This is a genomic window from Erysipelotrichaceae bacterium 66202529, assembly GCA_017161075.1.
Lineage (GTDB): Bacteria > Bacillota_I > Bacilli_A > Erysipelotrichales > Erysipelotrichaceae > Clostridium_AQ.
In genome coordinates this window covers 3,859,745-3,875,069 of the sequence record CP046174.1, presented here as the reverse complement: position 1 = coordinate 3,875,069, position 15,325 = coordinate 3,859,745, and the positions used below count along the sequence as shown (strand labels likewise).

Sequence of the window (15,325 nt, the reverse complement as noted above, 5' to 3'; positions counted from 1 at the left end):
TCCTGAACGTAAGTGCTATGCAAAAGGCAAAGCAGCATACTGACACCTGTGGGACAAAGAATCTTCCAAGGGCTGTGCACAACAAGGCTTATTATATTTTCTGTGATCTGGATGGCACACTGCTATACAGCAATAAGGAGCCATCCAGGAAAACAATCAACTATCTGCGTCATTTGAAAGAACACTTTGCAATTACAATCGGCATTGCCAGCGGACGGGCACCTTCTTCGATTCTGCCCCTGATGAAACGCTTTGAAATGGAGGATGTAATTGATATTGTCATCGCGAACAACGGTGTCGATACCATAAACATACATACTGGCAGTCATCACAGGGAGGGGCTGATCCAGCCGGAAACAATCGCTGAAATCGTGAACTGCTTTCATCCCTGTCCACAAATAATCACCGCTTTCCATAATCCGGATATCCTATATGCGACAGGAAGCTCAGGACGCGTGGATTCCATTATGAAAATGAATGATCTGCATCTCATATTTGATCCTGTAAAGGATACCTCGTATCAGGGTGCACCCAGAGTTATGCTGCTGTTTGATCCGGCATATCGTGCGATGGTAGAGGAAGCCGTAAAGCAGCATCAGATACAGGGGGTGAAGGGGTATTTTGCGGAACCGGATATATATGAATTCAGCAGCTGTCACATATCCAAGCATAAGGCGATGGAAGCCTATGTGCAGCAGTTTGAGCATACACTGCGGGATGTTATGGTATTTGGGGACTCCGAAAATGATATCGGCATGCTAAAAGGCTGTGGAATCGGTGTTGCTATGAGGAATGCAGAGCAAACCATTCAGGACTGTGCAGACTGGGTGAGCGAATATACAAATGACGAGGATGGTATCTATGAATTTCTATGCAGACATGAATATCTGCTGAGAGAAAAGGAGAACTGAATGATCAATCAATTAAGAAAAAAGCTGCAGGAGCAGGACATTATTACAGCAACACGTATTGACTTTACATGGGCACAGCTTGTGGAAATCATCGGCTGCAGCGGGGGCTATGACTATGTGGAATTTCTGGCGGAATATGCGCCCTTTGATCAATACGATCTGGAAAGCATGGCACGCGCAGCAGAGCTGCATCAGCTGTCCATGATCATTAAACCGGACTATCACAACCGTATTTATGTGGCACAAAAGGCCATTGCATCCGGCTTTGAAGGGGTTTTGTTTACCGATCATACCTGTGCGGATGAAATACGGGAAACGATTGCGGCAATCACACCGGCAATACCGGGAGGAGGAACGCTGGGATTTGTAAACCGCAGATGGATTCGCAGTGCAAATTTGTCCAGTCAGATGGACTATGCCCGTGATGTACAGGATATTGTCAAGGGATTTATGATTGAAAAGGTGGAGGCTGTAAAAAATCTGGAGGAAATCTGTCAGATACCGGAGGTTGATTTTCTGCAATTTGGCCCTGCGGATTTCTCTATGAATTCCGGCTTTGATAAACAGGAGCATGTAGAGGAGGTCGCAGAGGTAGAGCGCTATGTGATTGAAACGGCACTGCGTTACGGAAAGCGTGTCCGTGTGGAAATACGAAATGCTGCACAGGCACAGTATTATTACAGACTTGGAGTGCGGGATTATGCTCTGGGTACGGATTTGCGCATACTCAAGGATTACTACAAGCAGGAGCGTGAACAGCTGAAGACACTGATTCAGGAGGAAAGCGCATGAAGGTGCTGGTGACATCCAAATCCTTTGGGAAGCTGAGTAAGGAGCCGGTTCGCAGACTGGAGGAAGCCGGCTTTACCGTTATCCTGAACGATACTGGAAGGCTGCTTACGGAAGAAGAAATGGTAGAAGCCATTCAGGGGATGGATGCTGTTATTCTTGGGACAGAGGTTTTTAACCGCAATGTCATTGATCATGCGGACCGGCTGAAAATCGTATCACGGTATGGCGTGGGGCTGGATAAGATTGATGTGGATTATCTGGAAGAAAAGGGAATAGCGCTGCGGATCGCCAGATATGCAAATACGAATTCCGTTGCGGATCATGCGGTAGGACTGATGCTGTCTGTTTGTCACAACATCACCCGCAGTGATGCCAATATACGTGCGCATGTGTGGAAAAAGCCGATCGCAAAGGATTTATATCAGAGTACTGTCGGTATTCTGGGATTGGGGGCAATCGGTAAAGCAGTCGCAAGAAGGCTGAAGGGGTTTGATTGTAGGATTTTGGCCTTCGACAGTATGTACGATGAGGAATTTCTAAAGGAAACAGGAGTACAAAAGGCTAATATCGCAGAGATTTTGGAGAAATCCGATTTTCTGACTCTGCACCTGCCTGCACTACCGGAATTTTCACCGCTTTTGGATGCCGCTGCATTTTCCAGGCTGAAAAAGGATGCGGTTATCGTAAATACAGCGCGGGCTAAGCTGATTGACCGGAATGCTTTATACGATGCTTTGCATAAAGGACAGCTGTACGGCTATGGAAGTGATGTGCATTTTATGGAGCCCGGCTTTGATGAAGAGCTGATTGCCTGTGAGCATACCGTGCTGACACCGCATATTGCCGCAAGCAGTGCGGGTGCGATTCAGCGTATGTCGGATATCGCTGTTGAGAATATATTGGAATACTTTGGTTTATAAGAAGGAAAGGAGAGACCATATGATCGTAGATGAAAGGCTGGAAAAGCTGAAGCAGTTTGATACACCGTCCATCACCAATGTGGTAGCGACATATCCTGACAAGGACTATTGTCTGGGGCTGTATCATCCCTGGCGCGGGGAGTGGTACACGGATGAAAGGGCAAGGGTGATGTATCCAGAATTGGGAAGAACGGTTGGTTATGCGGTTACCTGTACATACGGACTTCCAGATCAGAATTATGACCGTTTGAAATTTGCAGATGTATTGCAGGCGGTTGCGGCAGTCAAAAAGCCGGTCGTGCTGATTGTAAAGCAGGATTTGCCGGAGGAAATCAAGTGCCGGAACGGATTGCTTGGCGGCAATATGATGACTGCGCTGCGTTCTGCTGGCTGTGTTGGTGTAATCAGTGATGGGCCAAGCAGGGATGTGGATGAAATCCGTCCGTTAGAGATGCAGTATGTCATAAGCGGAGTTACTGCCGGTCATGGCAAATGGGCAGTTCAGGCGGTAAATACCGGAGTGGAGGTATTTGGCATGCAGGTTAGTCCGGGTGAAATCATTCATATGGATGAAAACGGAGCAGTGAAATTTCCTGCTTCCGCGATTGATCAGGTGATTGAGAAGGCAGAATATTTGCAGAAATTTGAAGAAAACAGACAACGGAGGATGAGAGAAACCGGAGATGTTGAGGAATTGATAAAGATCATGTCCGGCTTCTATGACTGAGGCTATGGAAAATTTTATATATGATATCCCGACCAAGGTATATTTTGGAAAGGGACAGCTGAATCAGCTCGCAGATATCGTACAGGTCTACGGACAGCGGGTATTGCTTGTCTATGGCGGAGGAAGCATTCAGCGCAACGGTATTTATGACGCCGCAGTCGCACAGCTAAAGAAAGCAGGTAAAAAATATACTGAGCTTTCCGGTGTGGAGCCCAATCCATCCATTCATACGGTGGAAAAGGGCGTAATGCTTTGCCAACGGGAACAGATTGATATGCTTGTAGCGATCGGTGGAGGCAGCGCGATTGATTGTGCCAAGGTGATATCGGCAGCAGCGTGCAGTACACGGCGTCCCTGGGAGCTTGTGACACATCCGGAAGAAATACAACGGGCACTGCCCGTGATTGCTATTTTGACGATTGCGGCTACCGGAAGTGAGATGGATCATATCGCAGTGATAACAAATCCACAGACGAAGGAGAAAATCGGTACGCGTCATCCTCTACTGCGGCCGAAGGCGGCAATTCTGGATCCGAGCTTTACCTTCAGCGTGAATGCTTATCAGAGCGCCTGCGGTGTTGCGGATATTATGAGTCATACTATGGAATCCTATTTCGCAAGAAAGGAGGCAGCTTTGCAGGATCGCTTTGCAGAGGGGATTTTAAAAATCTGTCTTACCTATGGGCCGATCGTATTACAGCAGCCGGATAATTATGAAGCACGCTCCAATCTCATGTGGGCGGCAAGCTGGGCAATCAACGATATGCTGAAGCTTGGGCATATGACACAGTGGAGCGTTCATCCGATGGAGCATCCACTAAGCGCGTTTTATTCTGTAACCCATGGCGAGGGGCTTGCCATACTGACACCGCACTGGATGGACTATGTATTGAGCGAAGCTACTGTAGGAAAGTTCGCATGCTTCGCAAGGGAGGTCTGGCAGGTACGGGAAATGGATCCATGGGATATGGCACGTGAGGGAATTGAACGACTGCGCGGCTTTTACAAGCAGCTGCAGCTGCGCTCATCCTTAGGGGAACTCGGTATTGATGAAACAAATTTTGATGCCATGGCTGCGGATGCCGCAAAGCAGACAGTAAACGGTTATGTAGCGCTGTCGGCAGAGGATGTGAAGAATATTTATCGAAACAGCTTGTAAAGTGGTTTATAATAAAGTCAGGGAAAGGAGAGGGATGCGAAAGCATCTTTACTTGTTATATGAAAATTGTAGTTTTAGATGGTTATACTGAAAATCCGGGCGATCTTGACTGGAAGGCATTTGAGCGGCTTGGGGAACTGACGGTGTATGATCGAAGTGATGAAGCACAGATTCAGGAGCGTGTGCAGAATGCGGATGCTGTGATTGTAAATAAGGCACGTATGACAAAAAAGCTGATGGAGGCTCTCCCGCGGCTGCGTTATATCGGTGTGCTTGCGACCGGCTATGATGTTGTAGATACGGAAGCAGCGAAGCAGCTGGGCATTGCGGTATGCAATGTACCGGGCTATGGTACGGATACCGTTGCACAATATGCGATTGCGCTATTGTTGGAGGTCACATCCCGTATTGGTCATCATGCAAAGCGGGTAAAGGAAGGGGAATGGGCCCGCAATGCGGACTGGTGCTTTTGGGAATATCCGCTGCAGGAGCTGTCCGGCAGGACGATGGGGATTATCGGCTATGGAAGAATCGGCAAGCGGGTAGGAGAAATTGCACGGGCTTTGGGAATGCAGATTCTGTATTATGACGCCCATGCTTTGGAGGATGGAAGTGGCAAAAGGGTATCACTGGAAGAGCTGCTGCGGCAGAGTGATGTGGTCAGTCTGCATTGTCCGCTGACAAAGGAGAACGATTCTCTGATAAACAAGAAGACGCTGGCAATGATGAAGCCGAATGCCATTCTGATTAACAATGCAAGAGGAAAGCTGATCAACGAAGCTGATCTTGCACAGGCATTGAAAAACGGTACGATTTACGCGGCTGCTCTGGATGTGGTGAGAGAAGAACCAATTCGCAGTGATAATCCGCTTTTAGAATGTGATAACTGTCTGATTACGCCGCACATATCATGGGCGAGTAAAGAGGCGAGAAGCAGAATCATGGAAACGGCTGTGGAAAATCTGAGATGCTTTCTGCAGGGAGAGGAACAGAACCGGATTGTGTAGTTAGGCTGATATATAAAAAAGCACTGCTTATGAAAACATAGCGGTGTTTTTTTATCAGGTTGTATATTCAAATTTATCACTTAGTTCAACGTGTTAAAAAATGAAAATTTCAAGATATAATGAATATAAGTAAATATCAGTGTGATTCTAAAGAAGCCACAGATAACATGGATTAAATTATAAAAAGCAATGGAGCGCAAAAGGTGTATCAGTATTTATTCCGTATGAATTATATGCTGAGTTTTATTCTTTGCCAGCTATATAGCAAGTTTCATTAACATTTATCAAGCTGAAAAGCTATTGAAAAATAATATAGCTGGCTACTATTTGATCATTTTTATAACGCTTAGTTGAAGGACAAATATACGCTGATTTAAACATATCCTTGTAAGCAAAGGAAGCGAGCAGAAAATTTACTAATATGGCATATGTCAAGTAATCGGTGATATCAATGCGGATGCCGCACTTTATAGCTGTGGTGTGTTCAAGAGTTAGGAGGAATATCTAATAATGATAAAATGTAATCTTATATGATTTGAGTGAAAATCTATTTTGGTTTTCACTCTTTTTTCGTGTCATAATCCTGCGCGGCAATACACACTACGGATTAAATACTGTGCCATTTTATATCAAAATTAACACAGTACTGTAATGAAACCGCTTTTATGCTGTAATTTTCAGACTTTCTATGTCGTTTTATATGAAAATAAGTCGATAAAACCGAAAAATCGCAACATAAAACGTGTGACACACTAGCGTGAAAATCGCTCGTTTGACATCGTAAGCGTTTTCAATATGATGGGTAGTGTAAGGCTTCTGCCAGCATCTGCCTATGGTCAGAACATGTACAGGAGAGGAAGGGTGATGAATATGGAGAAAGTCGCAGTCATCAATATTACCAGCTTTGGCAGAGAGTTTCCAAAGCATTTGCAGGAATTGGAGGAACGCGTCGGGCCGGTCGATAAAATGCTGCTGCCGGCGGATATGGATGGGGAAGCGCTCGCCAGCAGGCTAAAGGGGTATACCTATGTGCTGCTGGGAAATTACCCATCCTTCGATGAAGCATTTTTTTCCAGAAACCAGGATGTGAAGCTGATTGCCCGTCATGGTATCGGCTTCAACAATGTCGATTTGGAAAGCTCACGAAGACATGGCGTATACGTTACCCATATACAGAATTATGTGGAGCTGGATGCGGTTGCGGAACAGGCGGCGGCTTTGCTTATGGCGGTGTCCAAGCATGTGGTGATCGCAGACCGTAAGGTGCATGAGGGAAACTGGAACAAGGATCGCCAGGAGCTTATGGGCTTTCAGCTTCGCGGCTGTACAACCGGAGTCATTGGCTGTGGGCATATCGGAACACGCTTTGCGATGATTATGAAATATGGATTTCACAACCGCATCCTGGCATATGATCCCTATGCCGATAAGGATAAGGTTATGGCAGAGGGAATTCAGCTCTGTGATCTGGATACGCTGCTGCGGGAATCCGATTTTATCTCCCTACACGCCAATCTGACAGAAAACAGCAGGCATCTGATCAATGCCGAAGCACTGGCAAAGATGAAGGATCGCGCCATTCTTATCAATACCGGACGCGGGCCACTGGTCGATGAAGCAGCAGTGCTTGATGCATTGAAATCCGGAAGGCTGTCCGGCTATGGAGCGGATGTTGCCGCACATGAGCCGATGGAGAAAGACGATCCTCTGCTGACCTGCGATCAGGCAGTGATAACACCGCACTCTGCTATTTATAACTATACCTGTATGAAGAATATGAATCGTAAGGTGATGGAGGACATCTATTGTATGCAGAGAGGGGAGCGGCCGGTGGAAATTATCAACGGACTATAGAAAGGAACTCATATGAACAAAGAACAGACAATACAAAAGCTGGAACAGGAAAAAATTGTAGTAATCACAAGAGGCATTTACGAGGAGGAGCTGATGAAGCTTGCGGAGGCATTGTTTCAGGGCGGTATCCGCTGCTTTGAAATCACCTATGATCCATCGGATCCTGATACGTGTGCAAAGGTAAAGGAAAATATACAGCGGCTGCACACACGTTTCGGGGATGAGCTATACCTTGGTATTGGAACCGTCCTAACCAAAGAGCAGGTACACAATGCACATGAGGCCGGAGCCAGATTTATCGTTTCTCCCAACTTTGATGAAGAAATCGTCAAGGAAACGCTGGCTCTGGGGATGGTTTCTATGCCAGGGTGCATGTCACCGACAGAAATCGTCGCCGCAGACAAGGCCGGTGCGGATTTCATCAAGCTGTTTCCGGCAGGAACACTTGGCTTGAAATACTGCAAGGATATCTATGCACCGCTGCACCATGTCAAATATATCGCGACTGTTGGTGTAACTGAGGAAACCTTTGCACAGTATTTGGAGCTGGGCTTTGCCGGGGCAGGCATCAGCTCACAGCTTGTAGATAAAAAATGCCGTGAGGAAGGCAATTACGAGGAGCTGACAAGAAGAGCGAAGCGATTTGTGGAAATCGCTAGAAATCATTAGAAAGAAGGATAAGAAGAATGGAAAACCTAAAGCTTACAAGAATTGATTTCCGACTCATTCACGGGCAGGTCATGACCCGCTGGGTAGCGAAATATGAAATTGAGAGCATTGTCGTCATCGACGATCGTTCCGCAAAGAGTCCGATACTGAAAAAAATTTTACTGGGTGCTGCACCGAGCGGCGTCAAGGTTATCGTCTGGAATGTCGCAGAGGCTGCGGAAAAATGGAAAGCAAACGAATTTCCGAAAAACAATCTGCTGATTCTGTTTAAAAACACAACACAGGCAAAGGCAGCCTGGGAGGCTGGTATCCATTTCCCTGCTCTGCAGGTCGGTGGTATCGAAGGCTCCGGGGATAAGAAAAATATTTACAAAAATGTAGTTATGTCGAAAACGGAGGCGGAGGAGCTGAACGTCTTGTATCAGGGTGGCGTGGATGTATTTATGCAGCCGATTCCGGAAGACAATCCGTATCCGTTTAAGGATGCTCTGGCAAAATTTTAGCCGGAATCCGATAAATCGATCACATGGAGGTGATGATTATAATCCAGCAGTTTTAAATGTGGCAAAGAGATGTAAGAGATTATTGACAATGAATAGGAGGAAATTTCATGGTACAAGCATTGTTAATGGGGCTGCTTGCACTGCTCAACGGTATTCAGGGGCCATATCATTGGTACTTTTTCCGTGAGCCGGTAATGGCAGGATTTTGGGTAGGTCTGATTTACGGTGATCCCGTACAGGGAACGATCATCGGTGCAACAATCAACGTTTCATACATGGGCTGGATTTCAGCCGGAGGGGCAAATGCCTCTGACTTATACTGGGCAGGTCTGCTTGGGACCTTCGTAGCGATACAGGGCGGTATGTCCATTGATACATCCGTTGCGTTTGCTGTTCCTATCGGTTTGCTGGGAAACTATGTGCATGTCGCTTATATGACGATTGCATCCCTGTGGCCGGTGAAGATGGATGCTCTCGCTGCCAAGGGGAACTGGCGCGGTATTCGCAGAATCCAGTTCTTGGGCGGTCCGGCAATCGTTTTGGTACTGCGTGCGCTGCCGGTATTCCTGATTGCATTATATGGAAGTGAATATATTCAGACGCTGATTAACAGTATTCCGACATGGGCAATGAACGGTCTGGGCGCAGTTGGTAAAATGCTGCCGGCATTAGGTATGTCCATGCTGATGAAGTTTATGTACAAAAAAGCACTGCTTCCATTCTTCGTGCTGGGCTTTGGTATTGCGGCTTACTCCGGTATGACCGATCTGCTGCTGTATGCACTCGTTGGTGTATGTCTGGCAGTGATTCTGATTAAGATTGGTTTCAATAACGACACGGAACAGGAAGGGGCTGAGTAATCATGGCAGAAAAACATTCACTAACAAAACGCGATGTCCAGAAAACAGCCTTCTTCTGGCACATGACGAGTCATATGACATATAACTATCAGCGATTACAGGCAGGCTGTCTTGCATGGATCATGGGGCCTATTTTTGAAAAGCTGTATCCGAATAATCATGACAAGATGGTGGAAGGTCTGGAACGCCACATGCTGTATTTCAATACAGAGCCGCGCTGGGGTGCAGTGCTGCCTGGTATGGTTGTCGCATTGGAGGAAGGTCTTGCCAATGATGAGTCCGGTGATATGGATGCCAGTATCATTGCGGAAATTAAGACTGCTTTGATGGGGCCTCTGGCAGGAATCGGTGATACGGTATGGGCCGGTCTGATCAAGCCGATCATCCTGAGTGTTACACTTGGCTGGGCAATGCAGGGCTATGTATGGGGTGCCTGGGCATATGGTATCGGTGTTACACTGCTCGACTTTGCGATTACCTACTTCATGTTCATGCGCGGCTATCAGCTGGGTATGGATTCCATCGACCGTTTCCTGGAAAGCGGCTTTGTCAAGAAAATCACCACCTTCCTTGGTATTGTCGGACTGTTCTGTCTGGGTGCCATGATTGTAAAATACGTCAGCATCGGTGCTGTTTTGGAAATTGAAATGAAGACCGGTACGCTGAAGCTTGGTGAAATCATGAATAAGATTTTCCCTTGCTTCCTGCCTCTTGTTACGACATTGTTCGCATACTGGCTGCAGGTAAAGGGAAAGAAAATTACAACGGTTCTGATTGTTCTGTTTATCATCGGCTTTATCGGTGGGGCAGTCGGACTGCTTGGATAGCACTTCCATGAAAGAAACCTGACAGGTTTCTTTCATATTCTTAATAACAGAAAGGGTAATTTGGTATGATCAAGATTTTAATAGTAACGCATGGTCCCCTGGCACAGGCGCTGAAGGAAAGCTCTGCGATGTTCTTTGGCAGCATGTCCAATGATGTGGAAACCATCGGTTTGTATCCGACGGATAATCCCGAGGATTTAAAGGAAGCCATCTGTGAACGGGTGGAGGCGATTGATACCGGAGACGGTGTTATGGTATTTGTGGATATCTTTGCAGGCTCTCCGTTTAATATGACGGCTGTGGCGATTGATGAGCTGAAGGAAGCACATAAGCTGCAGTGCTATACCGGAGTCAATATGCCGTTTCTGATGGAGGCGCTTTCCAGCTGTAATTCCATGGAGCTGGATCAGCTTAGTGCACACCTGGGTGATATAGCCAAGGATACGATTGTGAATCTGCGCAAGGCGCTGGATATTTAGTTAGATATTGAGGTGATAGAATGGTGACAGGATGGATGCTGTTTACAGGGACAGATACAAAGGGAAGAAGACTGCTGTATATCAAAAAGCAGCATGCGTATTATCTTCTCCCGCAAAATAGGGAGTTTGCGATAACTCTGTGGAAACACGCAGAAATCAATGCCATTTCCATCAGCATTATTTTAGGGTATTTCCTGTTTCACAGCATTGCGGGCACAGTGCTGCTGGCACTTTTGCTGTATGTGGCGCTGCTGCTTGTGATGAATAAAAAATTACTTCCCTCCCTGCATCGTGCAGGTGGGAAAAATATTACCTGGCGTAAGGAGAAAGTGGTTCAGGAGGGCAACAGTTTACTTATGGCGGTGTTGCTTCTGTTGATTGGTGCGGGCTTGTTTCTCTGTCTGGCACTGGGACAGACGCACAATACCATAGAAGCTGTGACGGCTGCGGCAGGAGGCTGTATCGCCCTGTTTGTAGGCTTGCGTCAGCTTTATAGCTTAAAAAAGTGAGAAAGTGAGGTCATGCTTTATGATGGCAGAGACAATTTGCAGAATTAAAAAAACAGGCTTAATGGGAATCGTGCGTGTGGATACCATTGAACGCGGAATAGAAATTGCACAGGGCTGTATCGACGGTGGTGTAGATGTACTGGAAATCAGCTATACAAATAACAATGCGGGTGAGGTCATTCGCGCATTAAAAGAGAAATTCGCTGACCAACTGCTGGTTGGTGCCGGCACGGTTCTGGATCCGACTACAGCACGGTTGGCTATCATGGATGGTGCAGAGTTTATCATTGCGCCTACCTTTAACAAAGAGGTGCAGGAAATGGCAAATCTGTATCAGATTCCCTATGCGCCAGGCTGTACCAGCTATACGGAAATGATAGAAGCCTTAAAGGCAGGAGCTTCCTTTATCAAAGCCTTTCCGATTTCCAATTACTATGGCCCAGATCTTGCCAAGGTGTTTAAGGTGCCTTGTCCGCAGATTCCGATTCTGGCAAGCGGCGGTGCTAATTTTGACAACCTGCACACCTGGTTTGAAAACGGTGTTGACAGTGTAGGATTGGGTGGTCTTTTGACAAAGGGAAGCAGTGCGGATATCGCAGCAAATGCGAAAAAGCTGCGGGCAATCGTGGAAGAAAGAAGAAGGACTGTGTAGCATGCATAAGGGAGTAATACTGGTAACACCGCGCGGATATGCGGCCTATGGTGCACAGGCAGCCAAGCGCTTGGAAGCCTTGGGATATGAAATGAATATCAATGATACTGGAAAGCCGCTTCCAAGAGAGACCTTTGTGGAATATGCGAAGCAAAGCACGGGCATTATCGTCGGAGTGGATGAGCTGGACGGCGCATTGTTAAGGGAATGTACAAAGCTGAAGGCAGTCGTGAAATTCGGTGTTGGTACGGATAATATTGATATAAAGACTGCTGAGGAATGCGGCATCCGGGTGGGACGCTGTGTCGGCTCCAATTCCAATGCAGTGGCTGAGCTAACCATCGGCATGATGTTTGCGGCGGCAAAGGGACTGGTTTCCAGCAATGTTCACGTGCGTGAGGGCGGCTGGAATAAGCCAACCGGACGTGAGCTGACCGGAAAGACCATCGGTATCATCGGATTTGGAAATATTGGACGGCAGGTAGCCCGCATGGCAAACGGCATCGGGATGAAGGTGCTGGCCTATGATGTATACGAGATTGCGGAGGATGTAAAGGAAACGTATAATGCAGAGCAGTGCAGTGTGGAGGTCATCCTGAAAGCCGCTGATTTTATATCCATCCATACACCGCTTACAGAGGAAACAAGAGGAATGATAGCGGATGAACAATTTGACATGATGAAGGAAACCGCAGTCATCGTCAATGCGGCCCGTGGAGGCATCATTGATGAAAAAGCGCTGTATACCGCTTTGAAAAACAGGAAAATCTATGCGGCCGCAAGTGATGTATTCACCAGTGAACCGCCTGCATCCGACGACTGGATTCAGGAGCTGATTCATATGGACAGCTTTATACTGACGCCGCATATCGGATCACGTACAGTGGAAGCAGAATCCAATACCGTAGAGATGGCAACGGATACGTTAATAAAGCTGCTGGAGGAAGCATAAGCACGATATGCTGGATGATTGCTGTGCATGATGAAGCATAGCATATATAGAAGCAGTGTACGGGAGTGAATGTGAACAGGCAGGCATTGTCTGTCTTAGGAAAACAAAAGAAGCTGCACTTTTGAGAAGATAGATGGATCTTTAACAAATGTACAGATATAAAAATAATATAGAAAGAAGGGACGCATTTGAAGGCGATGATTTTGGGAGCCGGGCGTATCGGAAGGGGCTTTGTCAGTGAACTGCTGCATGCCAATGGTGTGGAAATCACCTTTTTCGATGCCAGCTCAGCAATGGTAGAAAAGCTGAATGAAAAAAAGGAATATACGATTCATGTATTAGGAGCGGAGGAGCTGAATACCCATATGGAAGGGGTACAGGCACATTTGTTTTATGACATTGACGCAGTAAGCGAATGCTGGAAGGAAGCGGATTTCCTGTTTACGGCTTGCGGCGGTAAGAATATGGGCAACGTTGGTGAAACACTGGCGAAAGCATTTAAAAGGCTGGTGAAGGATAATGCAGTTCACGTATCCAATATCGTTACCTGCGAAAACTGGATCGATCCGGCAACGGATTTGAAGAAAGCGATTCTTGACAATTTGAATGCTGAGGAACAAAAGCTGTTTGAGGAAGCAATCGGTGTCAGTGAATCCGTTATCATGTGTACGGGTACGGGTGCACCGGATCCGGATAAGGTTACCAATGAAATGGATACCTGGGTACAGAACATGCGCTACCTGCCGATTGACAGGGATCGTATCCGGGGAGAGCTTCCTGTATGGGACTATGTGGAGTTTGTAGGGTATTTCGGTGATTTACTGAAACAGAAAATTTATACCAACAACACGAGTGTTGCGACGGTTTCCTATCTGGGAAAGCTGAAGGGCTTGACCTATGTGGCAGATTCTGCGAATGATCCGGAAATTGAGCCTATTCTGGATCAGGTATATGAGGAAATCAATTATGCACTGATTCACGGGATGGGGATCAGCGAAGAGAGTCAGATCAAATTCTCCAAAACGGCAAAGGCGAAGTATACCGATCGTGCTATCGTCGATCTGGTGGATCGTATTGCACGGGATCCCATCCGTAAGCTGGGCCCGCAGGATCGCTTTATCGGCCCGATGAAAATTGCACTTGCGGCAGGAATCAAGCCGAAGGCCATCGCACTGGGTGCTGCTGCAGCGCTGTACTTTGACAATCCGCAGGATCGCGATGCACTGCGCCTGAAGGAAATTCGGGAAAGTAAGGGCATTGACTACATCCTGGAAACAATATCAGAAATTGATCCACAGGGAGAGGTGGCACTGCTGATTAAAGAGGCAATCGAGGATCTGAAAAGCAGAGGCTGGATCAGGGAGGCGGCTATATGAAAAAAGCAGTCGTCATAGGAGCCGGACAGACCGGACGCGGATATGTGACCCGCTTCCTGTTTCAACGGGATTATGAAATCACCTTTCTTGATAAGAACGAAGAGCTCATCCGTATGCTAAGTGAGGATCGCGCCTTCTGCATTCATTTCTATAAAAAAGACCGAACACCGATTTATGTGAACGGCTTTCATGCATACCCGACCTATTCCAGTGAGGCAGATCAGGCAATTCATGAGGCTGACTTCATTGTAACCGCAACCGGAGAACAAAATCTAAAGGATGTGGCACAGCAGGTGAAAAAGGGAATGTGCAAAAAAACAAAGAAAACGGTATTTCTGACTGCTGAAAACGGCATCAATCCGGCAAGGGTACTGCGTACACACCTGCAGGAAGCCGGTGTTGAAGGGGACTATACGGTAACACAGACAGCAGTCTTCTGTTCCACAGTCAGTGTCCATGATACACGCCTGGATATTTTATCCATGAATGAAGCATATTTTCCATATGATGCAGATGAGCTGGATACCCTGGATTTTGAAGGGGCAGTTCCCATTCATAATTTTGAAAAGTTCTTTAAGCGCAAAATTTATACGTATAATTGCCTGGCAGGACTTATTTCCTATTGCGGCTATATCAAGGGCTATGAGGTCTATGGCGATGCAGCCTGTGATCCGGATATTGATGCTGTCATGATGCGTCTGATGGAGGAACTGAATCCCGCTTTACAGGATTACTTCCAGATTACGAAGGAGGATCAGGAGGCATTTACCAACCGTGCGCTTGCGAAATTCCGCGATAAGAGCATCTTGGACTATAATATTAAAAACGGACGCGCACCACGCAGAAAGCTGGGACCTACAGAACGTATCATGTCACCGATGCAGATTCTGCTGGATCATGAAAAAGACCCTCGCATTCTGGAATTTGTCGCTGCGGCTGCCCTGGTTTACTGGGATGAGCTGCAGGGAAAGACTGAACCGAAAATGGATAAGGATTTAATTACTACCTTCTGTGAAATCAATGCGCTGGAGGGGAATGAGCCTGTTGTCGAGCATGTAAAGCATTATCTGTATGAAATCAAAAAGAACAGAGACAACATCTGCATCATGCAGATTCTGTTTGGATAGT

At 46.7% G+C, this 15,325-nt stretch carries 17 protein-coding genes; all 17 read left to right on the top strand.

Features of this window, described 5'->3' with window-relative positions; genetic code table 11:
* Positions 1–17: 17 nt before the first annotated feature.
* Complete coding sequence (locus GKZ87_18285; protein QSI27300.1) at positions 18–911, top strand: HAD-IIB family hydrolase; 894 nt, start codon at positions 18–20, stop codon at positions 909–911.
* Positions 912–1,703 (top strand): 2,4-dihydroxyhept-2-ene-1,7-dioic acid aldolase, encoded by a 792-nt coding sequence (locus tag GKZ87_18280; GenBank protein ID QSI27299.1) that lies wholly within the window; start codon positions 912–914, stop codon positions 1,701–1,703. It abuts the gene before it with no gap.
* Positions 1,700–2,623 (top strand): 3-phosphoglycerate dehydrogenase, encoded by a 924-nt coding sequence (locus tag GKZ87_18275; GenBank protein QSI27298.1) that lies wholly within the window; start codon positions 1,700–1,702, stop codon positions 2,621–2,623. Before GKZ87_18280 ends, GKZ87_18275 begins: the two co-directional genes overlap by 4 nt.
* A gap of 19 nt (positions 2,624–2,642) precedes the next feature.
* Positions 2,643–3,350, top strand: a complete 708-nt coding sequence (locus GKZ87_18270; GenBank protein QSI27297.1) for an RraA family protein — start codon at positions 2,643–2,645, stop codon at positions 3,348–3,350.
* Positions 3,351–3,354: 4 nt separating this feature from the next.
* The gene (locus GKZ87_18265; GenBank protein ID QSI27296.1) at positions 3,355–4,509 is read left to right on the top strand and encodes an iron-containing alcohol dehydrogenase; all 1,155 of its coding nucleotides are present in this window, start codon (positions 3,355–3,357) and stop codon (positions 4,507–4,509) included.
* 59 nt (positions 4,510–4,568) lie between these two features.
* Positions 4,569–5,516, top strand: coding sequence for a D-2-hydroxyacid dehydrogenase (locus GKZ87_18260; GenBank protein QSI27295.1), 948 nt, complete (start codon positions 4,569–4,571; stop codon positions 5,514–5,516).
* Positions 5,517–6,380: 864 nt separating this feature from the next.
* Positions 6,381–7,370 (top strand): 3-phosphoglycerate dehydrogenase, encoded by a 990-nt coding sequence (locus tag GKZ87_18255; GenBank protein QSI27294.1) that lies wholly within the window; start codon positions 6,381–6,383, stop codon positions 7,368–7,370.
* A gap of 12 nt (positions 7,371–7,382) precedes the next feature.
* Positions 7,383–8,039 carry a 2-dehydro-3-deoxyphosphogluconate aldolase gene (locus GKZ87_18250; protein QSI27293.1) on the top strand — a complete coding sequence of 219 codons (657 nt, stop codon included), beginning with the start codon at positions 7,383–7,385 and terminating at the stop codon, positions 8,037–8,039.
* A gap of 17 nt (positions 8,040–8,056) precedes the next feature.
* Positions 8,057–8,542 (top strand): PTS mannose/fructose/sorbose transporter subunit IIB, encoded by a 486-nt coding sequence (locus tag GKZ87_18245; GenBank protein QSI27292.1) that lies wholly within the window; start codon positions 8,057–8,059, stop codon positions 8,540–8,542.
* A gap of 107 nt (positions 8,543–8,649) precedes the next feature.
* Complete coding sequence (locus GKZ87_18240) at positions 8,650–9,402, top strand: PTS sugar transporter subunit IIC (GenBank protein QSI27291.1); 753 nt, start codon at positions 8,650–8,652, stop codon at positions 9,400–9,402.
* A gap of 2 nt (positions 9,403–9,404) precedes the next feature.
* A complete protein-coding gene (locus GKZ87_18235; protein QSI27290.1) occupies positions 9,405–10,229 on the top strand; it encodes a PTS system mannose/fructose/sorbose family transporter subunit IID in 825 nt (274 codons plus the stop codon).
* 65 nt (positions 10,230–10,294) lie between these two features.
* The gene (locus tag GKZ87_18230; protein ID QSI27289.1) at positions 10,295–10,708 is read left to right on the top strand and encodes a PTS mannose transporter subunit IIA; all 414 of its coding nucleotides are present in this window, start codon (positions 10,295–10,297) and stop codon (positions 10,706–10,708) included.
* A 20-nt stretch (positions 10,709–10,728) separates the two neighbouring features.
* A complete protein-coding gene (locus tag GKZ87_18225) occupies positions 10,729–11,217 on the top strand; it encodes a hypothetical protein (protein ID QSI27288.1) in 489 nt (162 codons plus the stop codon).
* A gap of 19 nt (positions 11,218–11,236) precedes the next feature.
* Positions 11,237–11,869, top strand: coding sequence for a ketohydroxyglutarate aldolase (locus GKZ87_18220; GenBank protein QSI27287.1), 633 nt, complete (start codon positions 11,237–11,239; stop codon positions 11,867–11,869).
* A 1-nt stretch (position 11,870) separates the two neighbouring features.
* On the top strand, positions 11,871–12,821 hold the full coding sequence (locus tag GKZ87_18215; protein QSI27286.1) for a 3-phosphoglycerate dehydrogenase: 951 nt from the start codon (positions 11,871–11,873) through the stop codon (positions 12,819–12,821).
* Between the two features lie 188 nt (positions 12,822–13,009).
* Positions 13,010–14,197 (top strand): mannitol dehydrogenase, encoded by a 1,188-nt coding sequence (locus tag GKZ87_18210; protein QSI27285.1) that lies wholly within the window; start codon positions 13,010–13,012, stop codon positions 14,195–14,197.
* A complete protein-coding gene (locus GKZ87_18205) occupies positions 14,194–15,324 on the top strand; it encodes a mannitol dehydrogenase (protein QSI27284.1) in 1,131 nt (376 codons plus the stop codon). The genes GKZ87_18210 and GKZ87_18205 overlap by 4 nt, the downstream gene beginning before the upstream one ends.
* Position 15,325: the final 1 nt, after the last annotated feature.

Excerpts from the sequence above, each read along its gene's own strand:
- GKZ87_18215 (QSI27286.1), top strand. The coding sequence starts at position 11,871 with ATGCATAAGGGAGTAATACTGGTAACACCGCGCGGATATGCGGCCTAT.
- GKZ87_18235 (QSI27290.1), top strand. The coding sequence starts at position 9,405 with ATGGCAGAAAAACATTCACTAACAAAACGCGATGTCCAGAAAACAGCC.
- GKZ87_18255 (QSI27294.1), top strand. The coding sequence starts at position 6,381 with ATGAATATGGAGAAAGTCGCAGTCATCAATATTACCAGCTTTGGCAGA.
- GKZ87_18280 (QSI27299.1), top strand. The coding sequence starts at position 912 with ATGATCAATCAATTAAGAAAAAAGCTGCAGGAGCAGGACATTATTACA.
- GKZ87_18285 (QSI27300.1), top strand. The coding sequence starts at position 18 with ATGCAAAAGGCAAAGCAGCATACTGACACCTGTGGGACAAAGAATCTT.
- GKZ87_18250 (QSI27293.1), top strand. The coding sequence starts at position 7,383 with ATGAACAAAGAACAGACAATACAAAAGCTGGAACAGGAAAAAATTGTA.
- GKZ87_18245 (QSI27292.1), top strand. The coding sequence starts at position 8,057 with ATGGAAAACCTAAAGCTTACAAGAATTGATTTCCGACTCATTCACGGG.
- GKZ87_18265 (QSI27296.1), top strand. The coding sequence starts at position 3,355 with ATGGAAAATTTTATATATGATATCCCGACCAAGGTATATTTTGGAAAG.
- GKZ87_18225 (QSI27288.1), top strand. The coding sequence starts at position 10,729 with ATGGTGACAGGATGGATGCTGTTTACAGGGACAGATACAAAGGGAAGA.
- GKZ87_18275 (QSI27298.1), top strand. The coding sequence starts at position 1,700 with ATGAAGGTGCTGGTGACATCCAAATCCTTTGGGAAGCTGAGTAAGGAG.
- GKZ87_18205 (QSI27284.1), top strand. The coding sequence starts at position 14,194 with ATGAAAAAAGCAGTCGTCATAGGAGCCGGACAGACCGGACGCGGATAT.
- GKZ87_18230 (QSI27289.1), top strand. The coding sequence starts at position 10,295 with ATGATCAAGATTTTAATAGTAACGCATGGTCCCCTGGCACAGGCGCTG.
- GKZ87_18270 (QSI27297.1), top strand. The coding sequence starts at position 2,643 with ATGATCGTAGATGAAAGGCTGGAAAAGCTGAAGCAGTTTGATACACCG.
- GKZ87_18240 (QSI27291.1), top strand. The coding sequence starts at position 8,650 with ATGGTACAAGCATTGTTAATGGGGCTGCTTGCACTGCTCAACGGTATT.
- GKZ87_18220 (QSI27287.1), top strand. The coding sequence starts at position 11,237 with ATGATGGCAGAGACAATTTGCAGAATTAAAAAAACAGGCTTAATGGGA.
- GKZ87_18260 (QSI27295.1), top strand. The coding sequence starts at position 4,569 with ATGAAAATTGTAGTTTTAGATGGTTATACTGAAAATCCGGGCGATCTT.